This window comes from Nocardia sputi, assembly GCF_023501985.1.
Genome location: NZ_JAMFLC010000030.1, coordinates 31,225 through 48,295, shown reverse-complemented (window position 1 = coordinate 48,295; position 17,071 = coordinate 31,225). Strand labels below are relative to the sequence as shown.

The 17,071-nt window shown below is 66.4% G+C and carries 22 protein-coding genes; 12 read left to right on the top strand and 10 right to left on the bottom strand.

All coding sequences use genetic code 11. From position 1 onward, the window contains the following. The first annotated feature begins 81 nt into the window (after window positions 1-81). The gene (locus M8859_RS31850) at window positions 82-957 is read left to right on the top strand and encodes an ion transporter (protein ID WP_223520116.1); all 876 of its coding nucleotides are present in this window, start codon (window positions 82-84) and stop codon (window positions 955-957) included. Here M8859_RS31850 and M8859_RS31845 read toward each other — a convergent pair. Together M8859_RS31845 and M8859_RS31840 are read right to left on the bottom strand one after the other, a co-directional pair. Beyond that, the gene (locus M8859_RS31845) at window positions 935-2,146 is read right to left on the bottom strand and encodes a low temperature requirement protein A (RefSeq protein ID WP_159927970.1); all 1,212 of its coding nucleotides are present in this window, start codon (window positions 2,144-2,146) and stop codon (window positions 935-937) included. The two genes, M8859_RS31850 and M8859_RS31845, sit on opposite strands and share 23 nt — an antisense overlap. A gap of 90 nt (window positions 2,147-2,236) precedes the next feature. Continuing rightward, window positions 2,237-2,695 (bottom strand): SRPBCC family protein, encoded by a 459-nt coding sequence (locus M8859_RS31840; protein ID WP_195072027.1) that lies wholly within the window; start codon window positions 2,693-2,695, stop codon window positions 2,237-2,239. Window positions 2,696-2,947: 252 nt separating this feature from the next. Between M8859_RS31840 and M8859_RS31835 the strand changes: the two genes are divergently transcribed. Next, the gene (locus tag M8859_RS31835) at window positions 2,948-3,295 is read left to right on the top strand and encodes a spore germination protein GerW family protein (RefSeq protein WP_249645379.1); all 348 of its coding nucleotides are present in this window, start codon (window positions 2,948-2,950) and stop codon (window positions 3,293-3,295) included. Between the two features lie 102 nt (window positions 3,296-3,397). On the opposite strand, the gene M8859_RS31830 is transcribed toward M8859_RS31835, so the two are convergent. After that, window positions 3,398-3,589: a DUF1918 domain-containing protein gene (locus tag M8859_RS31830; RefSeq protein WP_159927871.1), complete on the bottom strand. Its 192-nt coding sequence runs from the start codon at window positions 3,587-3,589 to the stop codon at window positions 3,398-3,400. A 65-nt stretch (window positions 3,590-3,654) separates the two neighbouring features. After that, on the bottom strand, window positions 3,655-4,233 hold the full coding sequence (locus M8859_RS31825; RefSeq protein WP_370523814.1) for a TetR/AcrR family transcriptional regulator: 579 nt from the start codon (window positions 4,231-4,233) through the stop codon (window positions 3,655-3,657). 74 nt (window positions 4,234-4,307) lie between these two features. Between M8859_RS31825 and M8859_RS31820 the strand changes: the two genes are divergently transcribed. Beyond that, on the top strand, window positions 4,308-4,883 hold the full coding sequence (locus M8859_RS31820) for a dihydrofolate reductase family protein (protein ID WP_159927875.1): 576 nt from the start codon (window positions 4,308-4,310) through the stop codon (window positions 4,881-4,883). Between the two features lie 31 nt (window positions 4,884-4,914). After that, complete coding sequence (locus tag M8859_RS31815) at window positions 4,915-5,490, top strand: dihydrofolate reductase family protein (protein WP_159927877.1); 576 nt, start codon at window positions 4,915-4,917, stop codon at window positions 5,488-5,490. Window positions 5,491-5,545: 55 nt separating this feature from the next. Here M8859_RS31815 and M8859_RS31810 read toward each other — a convergent pair whose 3' ends face one another. Beyond that, window positions 5,546-5,959 (bottom strand): secondary thiamine-phosphate synthase enzyme YjbQ, encoded by a 414-nt coding sequence (locus M8859_RS31810; protein ID WP_159927879.1) that lies wholly within the window; start codon window positions 5,957-5,959, stop codon window positions 5,546-5,548. 164 nt (window positions 5,960-6,123) lie between these two features. On the opposite strand from M8859_RS31810, the gene M8859_RS31805 reads away from it, so the two are divergent. The 5 genes from M8859_RS31805 to M8859_RS31785 all read left to right on the top strand — a co-directional run bounded on the left by M8859_RS31805 (window position 6,124) and on the right by M8859_RS31785 (window position 10,065). Then, window positions 6,124-7,389: an aspartate kinase gene (locus M8859_RS31805; protein ID WP_159927881.1), complete on the top strand. Its 1,266-nt coding sequence runs from the start codon at window positions 6,124-6,126 to the stop codon at window positions 7,387-7,389. 3 nt (window positions 7,390-7,392) lie between these two features. Continuing rightward, complete coding sequence (locus M8859_RS31800) at window positions 7,393-8,427, top strand: aspartate-semialdehyde dehydrogenase (protein WP_159927892.1); 1,035 nt, start codon at window positions 7,393-7,395, stop codon at window positions 8,425-8,427. 147 nt (window positions 8,428-8,574) lie between these two features. Then, entirely contained in the window at window positions 8,575-8,823 is a 249-nt protein-coding gene (locus M8859_RS31795) for a type II toxin-antitoxin system Phd/YefM family antitoxin (RefSeq protein ID WP_159927894.1), read from the top strand. Continuing rightward, window positions 8,820-9,077, top strand: coding sequence for a Txe/YoeB family addiction module toxin (locus M8859_RS31790; RefSeq protein ID WP_195072031.1), 258 nt, complete (start codon window positions 8,820-8,822; stop codon window positions 9,075-9,077). Before M8859_RS31795 ends, M8859_RS31790 begins: the two co-directional genes overlap by 4 nt. 64 nt (window positions 9,078-9,141) lie before the next feature. Further along, window positions 9,142-10,065 (top strand): aminotransferase class IV, encoded by a 924-nt coding sequence (locus M8859_RS31785; protein ID WP_195072032.1) that lies wholly within the window; start codon window positions 9,142-9,144, stop codon window positions 10,063-10,065. A 16-nt stretch (window positions 10,066-10,081) separates the two neighbouring features. Here M8859_RS31785 and M8859_RS31780 read toward each other — a convergent pair whose 3' ends face one another. From M8859_RS31780 to M8859_RS31770, 3 genes are all read right to left on the bottom strand, one after another. Continuing rightward, entirely contained in the window at window positions 10,082-10,240 is a 159-nt protein-coding gene (locus M8859_RS31780; RefSeq protein ID WP_249645378.1) for a hypothetical protein, read from the bottom strand. Beyond that, on the bottom strand, window positions 10,237-11,430 hold the full coding sequence (locus M8859_RS31775; RefSeq protein WP_249645377.1) for a serine hydrolase domain-containing protein: 1,194 nt from the start codon (window positions 11,428-11,430) through the stop codon (window positions 10,237-10,239). Before M8859_RS31775 ends, M8859_RS31780 begins: the two co-directional genes overlap by 4 nt. Before the next feature lie 128 nt (window positions 11,431-11,558). Then, window positions 11,559-12,818, bottom strand: a complete 1,260-nt coding sequence (locus tag M8859_RS31770) for an APC family permease (protein ID WP_159927910.1) — start codon at window positions 12,816-12,818, stop codon at window positions 11,559-11,561. Between the two features lie 120 nt (window positions 12,819-12,938). Here M8859_RS31770 and M8859_RS31765 point away from each other — a divergent pair, with 120 nt between their 5' ends. Next, on the top strand, window positions 12,939-13,397 hold the full coding sequence (locus tag M8859_RS31765) for a hypothetical protein (protein ID WP_249645376.1): 459 nt from the start codon (window positions 12,939-12,941) through the stop codon (window positions 13,395-13,397). Between the two features lie 107 nt (window positions 13,398-13,504). On the opposite strand, the gene M8859_RS31760 is transcribed toward M8859_RS31765, so the two are convergent. Continuing rightward, on the bottom strand, window positions 13,505-14,029 hold the full coding sequence (locus M8859_RS31760; protein ID WP_236565611.1) for a hypothetical protein: 525 nt from the start codon (window positions 14,027-14,029) through the stop codon (window positions 13,505-13,507). A gap of 505 nt (window positions 14,030-14,534) precedes the next feature. Here M8859_RS31760 and M8859_RS31755 point away from each other — a divergent pair. Both M8859_RS31755 and M8859_RS31750 read left to right on the top strand, forming a co-directional pair. Beyond that, entirely contained in the window at window positions 14,535-14,960 is a 426-nt protein-coding gene (locus M8859_RS31755; protein ID WP_159927914.1) for a Fur family transcriptional regulator, read from the top strand. Between the two features lie 64 nt (window positions 14,961-15,024). Next, window positions 15,025-16,494 (top strand): catalase, encoded by a 1,470-nt coding sequence (locus M8859_RS31750; protein WP_195072033.1) that lies wholly within the window; start codon window positions 15,025-15,027, stop codon window positions 16,492-16,494. 160 nt (window positions 16,495-16,654) lie between these two features. Here M8859_RS31750 and M8859_RS31745 read toward each other — a convergent pair whose 3' ends face one another. Continuing rightward, window positions 16,655-17,050 (bottom strand): VOC family protein, encoded by a 396-nt coding sequence (locus tag M8859_RS31745; protein WP_159927918.1) that lies wholly within the window; start codon window positions 17,048-17,050, stop codon window positions 16,655-16,657. Between the last annotated feature and the right edge of the window lie 21 nt (window positions 17,051-17,071).

Genomic DNA, 17,071 nt, shown 5'->3' with positions numbered 1-17,071 from the left:
TCCGGGGTATCGCCAACCGTGCCGGGCATGCTCTGCGCGTACTAATGTCGGCGGCACCGTTCGGCGTCGAAGGGATCCGCAGTGTCCGCTCCCACCACCAGCTCGGGCAGCGAGAGTTCGCCCGTCGACAGATACGGTCTGCGGGAACCGGCGCAGCCGCAGGACTATCCGCGCAAGCCGCCGATGCTGTGGACCGACTTCCTGATGCTGGCGCTGGCCATCGTCTCCGTGGCGCTGGTGGCCTGGATCACCTTCTTCCCGGTGTCGGGGCACACCTACCGCGTGATCGTGGTCGTCGATTGGGCGTTGTGCGCGGTGTTCGCGGCCGAGTTCCTGTGGCGCTGGCGCCGCGCGGGCTGGCCGTGGACCTTCCCGCTGGTCTACTGGTACGAAGTCCTCGGCATGATCCCGGTGACCAGCCCGTTCTTCCGCGGCTTCCGGTTGTTGCGGATCGTGGTGATCCTCGTCCGGCTCGCCCGGGTGGCCGACCGCGTGTTCGGCGACCGGGTGACGGCCGCGGTGGTGAACCGGTTCGTGGCGACCATCGTCGACACCATTCGCCGTCCGATGACGATCGCGGTGATGGACGAGGTGGCGCATGTGCTGCGCACCGGCCACTACACCCGCAACATCGCGGCCGCGCTGGAGGAGAACCGCGCCGAACTCGACGAGATGATCCTCGAGTTGATCAAGAAGGACCCGCAGGCGGGCCGGGTGCGCTACATCCCGTTCCACGACGAGATCATCCGGTTGATCGCCGACACCACGTTCCGCATCGTGTTCCAGGTGCTGGAGGACCCGCGCACCGACGAACTCGTCGCGGACATGTTGCGGGAGAACATCGATCAGATCCGCGACGCGGTCCGCGACGGTGTCCGGGTGCCGCCGTCCGCGTACGGGCGGACACCCGACGAGGACTGCGTGCGCCACCACGTCACTCGGGTACCGCGTGCCTGATCTCGTCTCGTGGCTGCGCCAAACGCACGGTCTCCCAGGCGATCAGCGCGATCAGGACGGCGCACAGCAGGGACAGCGAAGCCAGCGCGGGCAGGGCGCAGGCCAACGGGATCAGCGCGAGCACCACCGCCACCGCGACGACCCGGGGCGCCGTGATGTGCCCCGTCGCGTAGTGCTTGAACCCCACCAGTGCGATCAGATAGAGGGCGACGCCGCCGTACAGGGCGTAGAGCGGAATTCCGTACAGCGCGTCCGTCAGGGTGTGATGTGAGGAGTCCCCGACGTAGTAGAGAACCTTCTTCAGTCCCAGCGACAGCGCGATGATCCCGACGATCATCGGGAAATGCCAGAAGGTGTAGGAGGCCTGCGCGATCTCGATCTGCCGTTTGCCCTTGGCGCGGATGAGTTCGTGCTCCACCGCGAGGGCGGCGACGTCGAAATACGCCCACCACAGCAAGCCGGAAATGGCGAGGCCGAGCATGGAGCCGAGCGCGATCGGCCAGGAAATCGGGAGGCCGGCCACCCCGATGCCGATCGAGACGATCGATTCGCCGAGGGCGACGATGATGATCAGCCCGTATCGCTCGACGAAATGAGTGGCCGATTTCAACCGCCAATCGGTCCCCGCGAACAGCGTCCAGAGGTAGTCGCCCACGATCGCGGCGATCCACAGCGCGATCTGCACGCGACCGGTGGTCAGCGCCGCGACGACCAGTAGCGTCGTGCCGAGGGTGATCGAACCGAGCGCCCAGCGCAGCAGCTGGTTGCGCAATTGCGAGTCTCCGGAACTGGCCAGCCAGAACATGCCCAGGTGCACCAATCGCACGATCAGGTACGCGATGGCGAAGACCAGCGGGCCGAACCATCCGCCCGGCGCGTCCTGGAATGCCTCGGGGATGGTGAGCGCGGCGAGGAACGCCCCGCCCATCGCGGCGAACATCGCGACCCGTGCGATGCCCTCGTCGGCTCGGACCACATTGCCGAGCCAGGAATACGCGATCCACAGCCACCACATCACCGCGAGCACCAGCAGCGCACGCACCATGTTCTTCGCGCTGGTCTCCTCGGCGGCCGAGGCGGTGACCATGGTGAACGCGAAGACGAGCACCAAGTCGAAGAACAACTCGAGCTGGGTCACCGAGCCGCCTTCGGCCATCGGCTGGAAGCGCGCCCGTTTGGAACCGATCATGACGCTCATCGTCGCACCCCGGCCAGTCCGGCGCCGGGTGGCTGCGTCGCCCGGCCACCGGTTTCGCGCAGAGCGCAGCGTCGCGGTCGCCTATACGGGTTGATAGGTCTCCGTTTCGGGGAACCGCTCGGCGAAATCGATGAAGCACTCCACGACCACTTCGTTGGCCTTGCGGAAAGTGCGTTTGACGAGAAATCCGGGAACCGGGAGGGGCAGATAGAGTTCGACGTGGTACCAGACGTGCGTGCCGTCGACGCTGTCGGACACTTCGAAAAAGCCGCCGCCACGCACGCCCCTGGTGCTGTCGGCGACGATCCAGGAGGACCGGTCGTCGGTCCAATCGTATTCCAGCACTTGCAGATCCGAGCTGCCGAGCAGCTCCGCCTTGACGAAGACGCGCCTGGGCCTGCGAAGCGCGTCGCGTGTCGCGACCCGGACATCACTGTAGGAGGTCGACCATTCCGGGAGCGATTCGACGGCCGTCAGAGCGTCCATGACCTGTTCGGGATCGGTGTCGACGAAGAATCGGATATCCGTTTTGGTGCGCATGGCATACTCCCGACCCCCGGTTGGACAAGTCGGCCGATTGTCTCCGCGCTTTGACGGTTTCGTCAACCTGACTGCGCCAGACCGATTCTCGGCTAACCGGATAACGTGCCGTTATCAGGTCGAGATCGGGGATCGGCAACCCGGGGAACAACTTCCGAGTGGAAGGATGCGGCCGATCGGGGCTCGTGCGCCTACCATCGAGCCCGAATGGACGCCGGTTTCCGGCGTCCTCGGTCCGGGCGGGAGGTTGTGATGAAATACGCCGAACTGCTGGCACAGGCGCGGGATGTGATCACGGTGCGCCGGGTCTACGGAGACCCCTACGAATCCGGCGGGGCGATCGTCATTCCCGCCGCCTCGGTCCGGGGCGGCGGTGGTGGCGGTGGGGGCGGCTCGAACGGCGCGGACGGAGAGGGCGAAGGTGAAGGCGTGGGCTTCGGGGTGAGCGCCAAGCCCGTCGGCGCGTACGTGCTACGCGACGGTCAACTGACCTGGCACCCCGCCGTGGACGTCAACGCGATCATCGAAACGGCAGGCAAGGTGCTGGTCGCGGCGCTCATCGCCCTGGCGCTGACGCGCTTGGGCAGGCGACGGGCCTAGCGGGCGACCGGACGAAGCCCGCGCCGGGCCGAGCGAAGGCAGCCGCCGACGCTCGGCCCGGCGCGACGTTCATCTCGGGGCGGCGTTCATCTCAGGGCGCGTTCATTCCGACGTGGCGGGCTCGACGATGGCGTCGGGCCCTGGATACACCAGCGACTCGTGACCGTCCGAGTAACGCACCACGTAGGGTGGCGTCCCGTCCGGCCCGCGGACCTCGATGATCTCGGCCAGGTGATCCACTTCTCCCACCACGTGTCCGTGCACGCAGAGTCGATCTCCTACATGTGCCATCATCGCCCCATTATCGAACGCCAGTGGTGTGCGTCACAACCGTTCGCGCAAGGTGCGCCCGATCCGATTCAGTCCTCCGCGCCGATGACGCGCTCGACCGCGGCTTCGATCAATTCCAGGCCCTGTTCCTCGGTGAACACTCCCGGCAGTGTGAGCCGATCGACGATCAGCCAGTTCAGCGCGAGGTAGAGCAGCAACACCGATTTCTCGTCGCCGGGCAGCCCCGCCTCCAGGTGGTTGCGCACGTTGTACTCGATGTCCTCGCGCACCCGGGCGGTCAGCACCTCGCGCAACTCCGGTCGCCGCGTCGCCTCCAGGCGCAGTTCGAGCAGCGCCAGGTAGCCGGTGCGGAAGGCCTCGATACGTCCGGCCGTCTCTTTCATCAATTCCAGGATGTTCGCCCGGGTCTTGGGACCCTCGGTCAGCTGGGCGATGGTCGCTTCGCTCGGCTGTAGCCGCTCGTAGAACCGCCTGCCCGCATGGGTGAGCAGGTCGTCGCGGTTGGCGAAGTAGTTGGATGCCGTGCCCACCGGTACCTGGGCCTCCTTGTCCACCGCGCGGAAGGTCAGTCCCCGTGCGCCGTCGCGCGCGAGGATTTCGATCGCGGCGTCGACGAGCGCCTGTCGTCGTTCCGGGTTGGTCCGCACTTGACACCACTCCATTCGTAGTACTACATTTCAGATCACTACGGACAGAGTACAACGAGTTAGGCGGTATGGGTATGCGAAAGCTTGTCTACTACATAGGTATGTCCGTGGACGGTTACATCGCCGGCCCTGCGGGGGAGTACGACTTCTATCCGTACGACGACGAGATGGCGGCCTGGATCAACGCCTCGTACCCGGAATTCGTGCCGAGCCATGTCCGCCCGCAGGCGGGGATGCCGGTGGACGAACCGAACAAGCGCTGCGACAGCGTCGTGATGGGTCGCGGCACCTACGCTCCGGCCTTGGCCATCGGCGTGACCAGCCCGTACGCGCACCTGAAGCAGTACGTGGTGTCCAGCACGCTCGGGCGGATCGATGACCCGGCCGTCGAGCTGGTCGACGGCGACCCCGTCGAGTTCGTGCGGGAGTTGAAGCGGGCCGAAGGCGGGGACATCTGGCTCGCGGGTGGCGGCAAACTCGCCGCCGGACTGCTCGGCGAGATCGATGAAATGATCCTCAAGTGCTACCCGGTCGTCGCGGGCGCCGGCGTACCTGTCTTCTCCGGCGCGTTCCGTCCTACCTTGTTCACCCCGGTGCAGCGCAAGGAGTTCGGCAACGGCGCGCAGGTCGTTCGGTTCACGCGGGCCTGACCCTCCGGCTTCCTATTCGATAAGGATTCTCATGCGAAAACTCGTCTACTTCGTCGGGCTCTCACTCGACGGCTATATCGCTGGGCCGAATGGTGAGGTCGACTTCTACCCGCTCGTCGATGACATGTGGGCATGGCTGCGCGCGGAGTACCCCGAGACGCTGCCCACCCACGTGCGGCCGCATGTCGGCCTCGCCGTGGACGCGCCCAATCAGAAGTTCGACACGCTGGTCATGGGGCGCGGCACCTACGATCCGGCCTTGGCCATCGGTGTGACCAGCCCCTATGCCCACATGAAGCAGTACGTGGTGTCCAGCACGCTGGGCCGGATCGATGACCCGGCCGTAGAACTGGTCGAGCGCGACCCGCTGGGGCTGGTCCGCGAGCTGAAGCAACGGGACGGGATGGACATCTGGCTGGCGGGCGGCGGCAAACTCGCCGCCGCGCTGCTCGAGGAGATCGATGAACTCGTGATCAAGAGCTATCCGGTCGTCGCGGGCGCCGGTGTGCCCGGCTTCGCCGGCGAGTTCCATCCGACGATGTTCCGGCCGACCGAGCGCATCGAGTTCGGCAACGGTGTTCAGGTCAGCTGGCTGACCCGCGCCTGACGTCCGGATGAATGCGGGGTGTGGGCCTCCGTGGTTGCACGGACACCGGTCGAGGTCAGCCCGCGTCGGAGAGGAACGACAGCCGCACCTGCCGGTCCGGGTTGTCGACATTGAGATCGACCAGCGCGATCGACTGCCAAGTGCCCAGGGCGAGCTTTCCGTCCAGGACAGGGACGGTGGCGTACGGCGCGATCAGGGCGGGCAGAACATGCGAGCGCCCGTGCCCACGCGAGCCGTGCGCGTGCCGCCAGCGGTCGTCGGCGGGCAGGAGATCGCGCAGTGCGGCCAGCAGGTCGTCGTCGCTGCGCGCGCCGAGTTCCATGACCGCGATCCCGGCGGTGGCGTGCGGTACGAAGACGTGCAGCAGCCCGTCGCCGCCCGCTGCGCGCGCGAAAGTCGCGCACTGCGGCGTGATGTCCTGTACCACTTCTCTGTGGCCCGTTCTCACCTCGAGCAGCGTGCTCTTCATGCGCCCATCGTCCCTCATCCGAGGCGGGCCGTGCGGGGCGACCGGGATGGGATGCGGCTGTGGGGTTTTCCACAAGCCGGGTAGGTAGCGGCAAAACCCCTGGCCCCGGGCCGGTAGTCTGAATGACTGTTACCAGTTTGTTGTCGATCTTGGAGGACCCTGTCGTGGCTCTCGTGGTTCAGAAGTACGGAGGATCCTCGGTGGCGACCGCCGAGCGTATCCGGCGCGTCGCTGAACGGATCGTGGAGACCAAGAAGCAGGGCCACGATGTGGTGGTCGTCTGCTCCGCCATGGGTGACACCACCGACGAGCTGCTCGATCTCGCTCAGCAGGTGGCGCCGTCGCCGCCAGCCCGCGAGATGGACATGCTGCTCACCTCCGGTGAACGCATCTCCAACGCGCTGGTCGCCATGGCCATCCACTCCCTCGGCGCCGAGGCCCGCTCGTTCACCGGCTCGCAGGCGGGCGTGATCACCACGGGCGCGCACGGCAACGCGAAGATCATCGACGTGACCCCAGGCCGCGTCCGCGCCGCCCTGGACGAGGGGCTGGTCGTGCTGGTCGCCGGTTTCCAGGGCGTGAGCCAGGACAGTAGGGACGTCACCACGCTGGGCCGTGGCGGCTCCGACACCACCGCGGTCGCGTTGGCCGCCGCCCTGCAGGCGGACGTCTGCGAGATCTACACCGACGTGGACGGCGTCTTCACCGCCGATCCGCGGATCGTGCCCGACGCGCAGCGGCTCGAGCAGGTCTCCTACGAGGAGATGCTGGAATTGGCGGCCTGCGGCGCCAAGGTGCTGATGCTGCGTTGCGTCGAATACGCCCGCCGCTACAACGTGCCCGTGCACGTGCGCTCGTCCTACACCGACAAGCAGGGCACCTACGTTTACGGATCGATGGAGGAGATCCCCTTGGAGCAAGCAATCCTCACTGGCGTCGCGCACGACCGCAGCGAGGCCAAGGTGACCGTGGTCGGGCTGCCGGACGAGCCGGGTTACGCGGCCAAGGTGTTCCGCGCCGTCGCCGACGCGGAGATCAACATCGACATGGTCCTGCAGAACATCTCGAAGGTCGAGACCGGCAAGACCGACATCACCTTCACGCTGCCCAAGACCGAGGGCGCCCGCGCGGTGGAGATGCTGACCAAGCGTCAGTCCGAGATCGGCTTCTCCCAGGTGCTCTACGACGACCACATCGGCAAGGTGTCGCTGGTCGGTGCGGGCATGAAGAGTCACCCGGGCGTCACCGCCACCTTCTGTGAGGCGCTGGCCGAGGCGGGCGTGAACATCGACTTGATCTCCACCTCGGAGATCCGGATCTCCGTCCTGGTCAAGGACACCGAACTGGACGAGGCGGTGCAGGTGCTGCACAAGGCATTCGACCTGGGCGGCGACGAGGTCGCGGTCGTCCACGCCGGAACGGGGCGATAAGTCATGGGAGTGCGCGTAGGAGTCGTCGGCGCGACCGGACAGGTCGGCGCCGTCATGCGGAAACTGCTGGACGAGCGCAATTTCCCGGCCGACGAGCTGCGGTTCTTCGCCTCCGCCCGTTCGGCGGGCAAGACGCTGCCGTGGCGCGGCCGCGAGATCGTGGTCGAGGACACCGAGACAGCCGATCCGTCCGGGCTGGACATCGCGTTGTTCTCGGCGGGCGCCACCATGTCGCGCGTGCAGGCGCCGCGGTTCGCCGCGGCGGGCGTCACGGTGATCGACAATTCCTCGGCGTGGCGCAAGGACCCCGAGGTTCCGCTGGTGGTGAGCGAGGTCAACCCGGAGCAGACCCGCAACTTGGTCAAGGGCATCATCGCCAATCCGAACTGCACCACCATGGCGGCCATGCCGGTGCTCAAGCCGCTGCACGACATCGCCGGCCTGCGCCGCCTGATCGTTTCCAGCTACCAGGCGGTCTCCGGCAGCGGCTTGGCCGGTGTCGAGGAGCTGGCCGGACAGGCCCGCGCGGTGATCGCGGACGCCGAGCAGTTGACCCACGACGGTCGCGCCGTCGACTTCCCCGCCCCGCACAAGTACGTCGCGCCGATCGCGTTCAACGTGCTTCCGCTGGCCGGTTCGCTGGTCGACGACGGCTCCGGCGAGACCGACGAGGACCAGAAGCTGCGCAACGAGAGCCGCAAGATCCTCGGCATCCCGGATCTGGCGGTGAGCGGCACCTGCGTGCGCGTACCGGTCTTCACCGGCCACTCGCTGTCGGTGAACGCCGAATTCGCCGAGCCGCTGTCGGTCGAGCACGCCAAGGAGATCCTGGCCAAGGCGCCCGGCGTGAAGCTGGTGGACGTGCCGACCCCGCTCGCCGCGGCGGGCATCGACGATTCGCTCGTCGGCCGCATCCGCCAAGACCCGGGTGTGCCGGACGGTCGCGGGCTCGCGCTGTTCATCTCGGGCGACAACCTGCGAAAAGGCGCTGCCCTCAATACCATCCAGATCGCCGAAGTGCTGCTCAGCGAGCGCTGAGAATTCCTCGATCGAACGGGCCGCGGGATTCCCGCGGCCCGTTCGTCGTTGTGGACCTGGTCGGCCGAACGGCGCTCGTGGCCGCGTCTGTCGCAGTAGACCTAGCAACAGTGGTACCATATTTCGTACTACTGGCCAGGAGGGATCATGGCTGCCGCGATTACCGCTAGTGAGGCGCGCAAGAATCTATTCCCCTTGATCAGGAAGGTCAACGAGGATCACGACACAATCGAGATCGTGTCCAAGGGGGGGAACGCCGTGTTGATATCCAAGGAAGACTACGACTCGCTGATGACGACCGTGGAGTTGTTGAGCGGGCGTGACGGGGCGCGGCTACGCCGATCGATTCAGGAACTCGAGGGTGGTGGCGGCGTCGTACGCGACCTCATCGAATGAAGGTCGTTTTCTCCGAGTCCGCTTGGGAGGAATATTCGGCGTGGCTGCAGCGCGACCGGCTTGTTCTGAAGAAGGTCAATGTGCTGATCAAAGCCATTCTGAGCGACCCCTTCGAAGGCATCGGTAAGCCCGAGCCGTTGAAGCACGACCTGTCGGGCTATTGGTCACGCCGGATCACGCAGGAGCATCGCATCGTCTACCGGGTCGTCGACGATGCGATATGGATTGCCAAGGTCGGCAAGCACTACGACTGACGCCTGTATGGTCCCCGCCGAAAACGTCTCGCTCGTCGCGTAGCGCGGCTGTTAGCCTGCGCCGATGGCTTACCCTCATCCTCACGTGTATCTCGGCGACCGGATTGTCGCGGCTGACGCGGCCACGGTCGGCGTCGCATCGTCGGCGGTGTTGTACGGACTCAGTGTCTACACCGTCTTCCCCGTGCACGTGGATGGGGCAGCGCGTACCGCGTTCCGTCTGGACGATCACTTCCGTCGGCTCGAGGAATCCTGCAAGATCATCGGGATCGATCGGTTCGCGGCGGAGTGGGATTACGAGCGGTTCCGCGCGGCGGTTGTGGAGCTGATCGCGGCCAACGCTCCCCGTGAGGACGTCTTCGTCCGGGCTACCGTCCACGTCGTCGAGTCCATTCCGGGCACGCGGGTGCGCGGGTGCGCGATTCGGATGAGCATGTTCGTCTACGACGCCGTGCCCATCGTCCCGCAGAACGGCATGCGGTTGAAGTCCAGTCCGTGGCGGCGCATTCCGGACAACGCGATTCCGTCCCGAGCGAAGGTCAACGGGGCATATGTGAATTCGGTTCTGGCCAAGCAGGACGCGATCGACAGCGGCTACGACGACTGCGTATTCCTCGATGGCAACGGACACGTCTGCGAACTCAGCGCGGCCAATATCTTCCTCGTCCGCGGCGGCACGCTGATCACCCCCGATGTCTCCTGCGACATTCTCGACGGTATCAATCGCAGGACCGTGCTCACTTTGGCGGCCGAAGACGGCATTCCGGTGGTGGAACGCACCGTCGATCTCACCGAGTTGTACATCGCCGACGAAGTCTTCGTCACCGGAACGTCGGCAGGCGCGGCGCCGGTCGTCGAGGTGGACGGCCGTGTGGTCGCGAACGGCGTGCCCGGCCCGATCTCCCAGGCGCTGCGCAAACGCCACCATGCGGCATTGCGCACCGACGAGATGCACGGCTGGGTCACGAGGCTGTCCGCGGCCGGGTAGTCCACGGCGAGGCGGCTCAGCGAATGCCCGGGGTGCGCGGATCGGGTCCGAGACACACCAGGATGGCGCAGCCCGGCGGGGTGTTGGCGAACGGCGGGTCCAGCGGCTGATTCAGGCAGGCGAAGACGTTGCAGCCCGGATAGGCGGCGGGCCCGATGCCGAACACCGCGATCAAGATGTCCGTGTCGATGAAGCGGCGGGGGTCGAGGCGCAGCGGCGGCTCGACGTAGGGGCCCGGGTCGGGCACGGGCCGCTCGTCGAACGCGTCGAACAACCTGCGGAAGAACTCGTAGGGCAGTTCCTGCGTGTTCTGCACGACGCCCGACAGGCCCTGGCTGCTGACGTTTCCGAAGACGCCGGTCCAGACCACCGTGAGATCGAGACTCGGGATGACGAAGACGTTCTGCATCCCCAGTCCCGCCATCGCGTACACATCGTCGGGCAGGAGTCGGCGATCTCGGCGCAGCCCGCTCCGAGCCAGAACAGGTATCCGTAGCATTCGTTCGTGGGTGAGGGCGTGCGGGCCATTCGCAGATAGTCGGCGGAGACGATCCGCTCTTCGCCCCAGCGCCCGTCATTGCCGACCAGGAGTCCGAGCTTGGCGAAGTCGTTCGGCGGAATCATCAGGTGCGCGTAGCCGTAGGTGTGCCCCGAGCGGTCCTTCGCCCAGAAGTAGTCGCCGCGGGGGATGCCGAGCGGATCGAACAGCTCCCGCTGCGCGAATTGTTGCAGTGGTTCGCCGACGGCCAGTTCCAGCACGTAGGCCAGCAGGTCGACGTTGCGCTGGCTGTAGGTGAAGACGGTGCCTGGCGGATTGTCCAGCGGCACGCCGAGCGCCTGCACCGCGCTGTCCGGGTCGATCGGGATCACGCCGGTGATGCCCTCGGTCAGCACACCCACCCGCATGCCGGAGGTTTCGGTGAGCAGATTTTCGGCGGTGATCGACCGGTGCTCCGCGTCGCCGAGCCGCGCGGGGAGGTACCGGTCTATTGGTGCGTCGAGATCGAGTTTGCCCTGATCCCAGGCGATTCCGGCGAGCAGGGAGACGACGCTCTTGGTCGAGCTCCAGATGTTCCACGCCACATTGCCGGTCTGGGCGTTGGTCGGCCCCTCGCCGATGAGACAGTTGTGCCGGAACACCTGCACGTTGAATCGGTTTCGTCCGGCCGCGAACGTCATCGCGTCGCGCACCTTCGTGGAATCCAGCCCCACTTGTTCCGGTGCCGCGCGTTCCAGATCGCGTCCCGAGGTGATCGCGCACCGCATATGGTCGTCAGGCGCGGCGACCGCGTTCACGGCGAAGAGATTGCCCGCCACCAGCGAAACCGCCGCGATTCCCGCCAGGAATCCACCGAAACGCCCCATGCGCAAAGGCTAGCGCTCTGCGGCGCATTCGCGCGGTCAACAGGCGGGGTTCGTGGCGGGAAACTGGACATCCGATTCGCGCATCGGTCCGGAAACGGACTCCATCGCTTGCCGATCGGCATGAGCGGTCAGGGGGATGATGGGGCTTCTCGACCGTAGCGCTTGCCCGATACGTACAACGCAGCGCCGATGACGAGCGCACCCAGACCGGAGAGGACGGAGCTGACGGGCAGTGAGAACCCGACCACGACGCAACCCACCGCGCCGACCGCTGGGATCCATCGGGGTGGGCGATTCTCCTCCACAGTCAGCGTGGCGGCGCAGATGTTGGCGATCAAGTAGTAGAACAGCACCGTGAACGAGGAAAAGCCGATTGCCGCGCGCAGATCGAAGAGCGCCGCGACCACGGCGACGATCGCGCCGACCACCAGCTCCGCGTGGTGTGGCACCCCGAATCGCGGATGCACGGCCGCGAGCGCACTCGGCAGATAACGGTCTCGTGCCATCGCGAGCACCGTGCGGGACACACCGAGGATCAACGCGAGCAGCGAACCGGCCGCCGCGAGCACCGCGCCGATCCGCACCACCGGTGCGGCCGCGGGAACGCCCGCCTCGCCGACCAGTCTTGCCAGCGGATCGGTTGCCTGTGCCAGGCCCGCGGAGCCGAGCACACTCAGCGCCGCCACCGCCACCAGCGCGTAGACCGCGAGGGCGAGTCCGAGCGCGATCATGACGGCGCGGGGAATCGTGCGCTGCGGTTCGCGCACCTCTTCACCGAGCGTGGCGATGCGGGCGTATCCCGCGAACGCGAAGAACAGCAGTCCCGCCGCCGTGAGGACGTCGCGGGGACCGATCCGGTCGGGCAACGCCGTTGCTGCCGAGTGCGTTCCGGACAGCCCGATCACGATCACCCCGGCGAGCACGGCGAGTACCGCCGCGACTATCACCCGAGTCGCGACCGCCGATTTCTGCACCCCCGTGTAGTTGAGGGCGGTAATCGCCACCACCGCGCCAACCGCCACGGCATGCGCCTGATCGGGCCATGCGTAGCTACCGACGGTCAGCGCCATCGCCGCACACGAGGCAGTCTTCCCCGCGACGAATCCCCAGCCCGCGAGATATCCCCAGAACGGTCCCAGCCGCTCCCGCCCATACACATACGTCCCCCCGGAGACGGGATACCGTGCAGCCAGCCGCGCCGACGACATCGCGTTGCAGTAGGCCAGCACCGCCGCCACCGCGAGCGCCACCAGCAACCAGCTCCCGGCCGAAGCCGCCGCCGGCGCCAGCGCCGCGAAGATACCCGCCCCGATCATCGACCCCAACCCGATGACCACCGAATCGGTGAGCCCGAGCCGCCGATGCAAGGTTCCATCCTGCGACGCCATGAGCAGCATCCTTCCGCATCACGCGCGCCACCGCAGAGCGAACTCGGCTCGATGAAGACCGCACCGTGCTCGGCCGAAACGAGTCGCCGCCGGGTGGTCTCGGCTCAGTACGCTCGTCGGATGATTGCGTGCGACGGTCTGTCCACTGGACCTCTCGACGCGAAAGAACTGCGCGAGTTCCTGCGGCGATGCTTCGCGATCCCCGACTCGGAGATCTTCGTCAGCAGCGACGACCTCGTAGACGAGGCGCTCCGGAACGACCCCCGAGATGGCCCCTTCGCGGTCTTCTGCACTTATCGCCCGGTCGGCGGCGACTTCGCTGCGTCGTTTTCGATCAGTGCGGACCCCTCCACATCCGACCGGGCCGCGCTGGACAACTGGGAGCTGGTCGACCTGCTCGCCGCACAACTCGGCAGCGAGATCCTGTGCGGCTTCGGCGACGAGCCGCAACCATGGTTGTGGACACTGACCCGATCCGACGGCGCCCGCGTGCTGGTCCACCTCGACGAAGACTCCGACGGCGCCCCTGCGTGCCCGTGCCGATACGTCCACCGCAGGGTCGAATCGCTCCACTCCTGACCCGCACATTCTTCCGGACGCGGCAGGCTCGACAAGCCCGTCACCGACCCATCCAGCGGTTGTCGGCCAGCCTTCGAGTTCGGTGACCGGCGTGCGTGTCGATCGCCTTACGGTACGACGATTTCCGTGGAGGCCGGGAGATTCGGCTTGTCGGTTCGCACGGTGAGCCGGACCCGTCCAGGCCCGGTGTCGGCGAGCACGATCGCCGGTGACAAGCGCTGGCCTGCCGGGATGAAGCGGCTGATGCTGCCGGTCTGGCCGGTGTCGAGGTTGTGCCAATCCACGATCGCCGTCACGTCGCAGGCGAGCAGCTGCGGTCCCCACTCGCCTACGGGTGAAAAGCCCTGCGTGATGCGCAATACCACCGAATGCACGGCCCCGGGAGCTTCGGAGTACTGGTAGAGGGGGCCGTCGAAGGCGGTCGCGCCCGTCGACAGGATGGCGGCGCACACGCCGTTCCCGAGTGTCAAGACCGGATTGAGGTTGAAGTCGGTCTTGGCGCAGGTGCGCGGTCCCACATTCGACCACCCCAGCTGGCATGGTTCACCGGCGTCGGCCGTGGCGGGCGCCGCGACGGCCATACCCGCGCCGACGAACGCGGCGACGGCGGTACTGAACAACGTGCGTTTCATGATCGATTCCCCTCATTGCCCATATATCGGTCATAGCCACTGTAGGAGTTCCCATGCGGCGGATCGGGTTCAGAGGCAGGCGTCGCATTCGAGTCGGCTTCGACCTCACTGACTGACGCGCGGCGGGCGAGATTCGACGAGTGTGCGGGATGCGAAGAAATGACAGCGCCGCCAGGTCGGAGAGGTCCTGGCGGCGCTGGAAGCTCGGACGCCGTGTCCGGCGTCACGATGGGCGTCGACGTCCCACAAGCGCCTCTCGGCGGGTGGTCGCTCGTAGCGACGAAGGGGTGCGGCCCGGGGCTGTCCGGACGCCGACAGGGGGTTCAACCACGAGGTCTCCGAACCTATTCCAGTGCGAATTTGTGATGCTCGCCACTTCGCGTCGTCATCGTTCGAGGTTGCGCCTCCCGTTGCGGCCTGTCGGCGCGATCCTGGCTCCGCACTTTTCTTGAGTGGTTCCAGACTATTTTCTTGACTTATTCCAGAATAGGATCAGAATCGAAGCATGCACACCAACGGCACCGCCCCACGCGAGTGGCTGCGCGCAGCGGGTTTGCGGGTCACCGCCCCGCGCTTGGCGGTACTGAACGTGGTCGCGCAGCGGCCGCATTCGGATGCCGACACGGTGGCTGCCACCGTCCGGGAAGCGCTGGGATCGGTCTCCACGCAGGCCGTCTACGACGTCTTGCACGCATGCGTGCGCGCCGGGATCCTGCGGCGGATAGAGCCAGCGGGCTCGTCCGCGCTGTACGAGACCCGGATCGGTGACAACCACCACCATCTGGTGTGCCGAAGCTGCGGTGCGGTCGCCGACATCGACTGCGCCGTGGGATCAGCCCCATGTCTGGCCCCTTCGGACGCTCACGGATTCGTGCTCGATGAAGCCGAGGTCGTGTTCTGGGGACTATGCCCGACCTGCCGTTCCGAGTAGCGGTCCACACCTTGACGCCCCGGGCAGCCCTCCCGGGACGATGTTCACCAGCCGAGGAGTCCGTATGACCAAGCCGACCACCACGAACACCGGAATTCCGGTGGAGAGCGACAACGAATCACTCACCGCGGGAGCGCAAGGCCCCATCCTGCTGCATGATCACTACCTCATCGAGAAGCTGGCACACTTCAACCGCGAGCGGGTGCCGGAGCGCATCGTGCACGCGAAGGGCTCGGGCGCCTACGGTGAGCTGGTCGTGACCAACGACGTCAGCCGGTACACCAAGGCCAAGCTGTTCCAGCCCGGTGCGCGCACGGAGTCGCTGGCGCGCTTCTCCACGGTGGCCGGTGAGCAGGGCAGCCCGGACACCTGGCGGGACCCGCGCGGTTTCGCGGTGAAGTTCTACACCGAGGACGGCAACTACGACCTCGTCGGCAACAACACCCCGATCTTCTTCATCAAAGACCCGATCAAGTTTCCCGACTTCATCCGGTCGCAGAAGCGCCTGCCCGGCAACGGTCTTCGCGACCACAACATGCAGTGGGATTTCTGGACCCTGCGTCCGGAGAGCGCCCACCAGGTCACCTGGCTGATGGGCGATCGCGGCATCCCGAAGACCTACCGGCACATGAACGGCTACGGTTCGCACACCTACCAGTGGATCAACGCCGCCGGTCAGCGCTTCTGGGTCAAGTACCACTTCAAGACCGACCAGGGCATCGAATTCCTGACCCAGGCCGACGCCGACCGGATCGCGGGCGAGGACGCCGACTACCACCGCAAGGATCTGTGGGAGGCGATCGAGCGCGGCGACTTCCCGAGCTGGACGGTGTACGTGCAGGTCATGCCGGTGGCGGAGGCCGAGGGTTACCGGTTCAACCCCTTCGACCTGACGAAGGTGTGGTCGCACAAGGATTACCCGCTGATCGAGGTCGGCAAGTGGACGCTGAACCGCAACCCGGCCAACTACTTCGTCGACATCGAGCAGGCCGCGTTCGAGCCGTCGAATGTCGTGCCGGGCATCGGTTTCTCGCCGGACAAGATGCTGCTCGGCCGGGTCTTCGCCTACGCCGACGCGCACCGTTACCGCATCGGCACCAATTACGCGCAGCTGCCGCCGAACCAGGCCAGGGCGGCGGAGGTGAACTCCTACTCCAAGGAGGGCGCCATGCGGTATCACTACAACGACCCGAATGTGCCGGTGTACGCGCCGAATTCGTTCGGCGGCCCGCACGCCGACCCCGAGCGCGCCCCCGACGGCGGCATCTGGGACTTCGATCCGACCATCGTGCGGGCGGGCTACATCCAGCACGCCGAGGACGGTGACTTCACCCAGGCGGGCACCCTCGTGCGCGAGGTGCTCGACGAGGCGCAGCGCGAGCGGCTGGTGAACAACATCGTCGGCCACGTACTCGGCGGTGTGCGGGAACCGGTGCTCAGCCGGGTCTTCGAATACTGGAAAAACGTGGACACCGACCTCGGCAAGCGCGTCGAGGAGGGCGTGCGCGCCGGGCTCGAGAGCTCGAAGGGCTGATCCATCCACCGAAGGCAGGTGCGCCGAAGCGTGCACCTGCCTTCGGCGTGTCCGGCCGGACCGGAGATAGCCGTAGACAATCTCCGGTGAATCGCCCGACCGAAACCGCGACTCGGCGTCGCGCCCGCATCCGCCTTGCCGATCGGGCCCAGCCGCGGTGTCACGCGTTGTGCGTGGGCGCCGCCAAGGCGGACTCGGACGCCTTGGCGACCTCCATGTCGATCTCCTGAATCTGGAGTGTCACGCCGTCCGGATCGACGACCCGCACGCTGCGACCGAAGTCCTCGTCATGGATCTCGTAGTCGTAGCCTCGATCGTGCAGGCGTTTCGCGACCACTTCCAGCTTCTCGTCGGTCGCGAATCCGAGTTCGACGGATCCGGCCGGTCGCCCCTTCGACACCCTGAAATCGTGCAACCCGACCGCGCCGGCGTCGCCCGAGAGTTCAGCCCAGACGTCGAGGCTCGCGTCCGGATCGAGCGCCAGTCCGAGACCGGCGTAGAACTTCCGACACGCTTCCACGTCCGCGACGTACCTGATGGGCAGGACCCTGAGCATCTTCACCACTCCTTCTCGGAA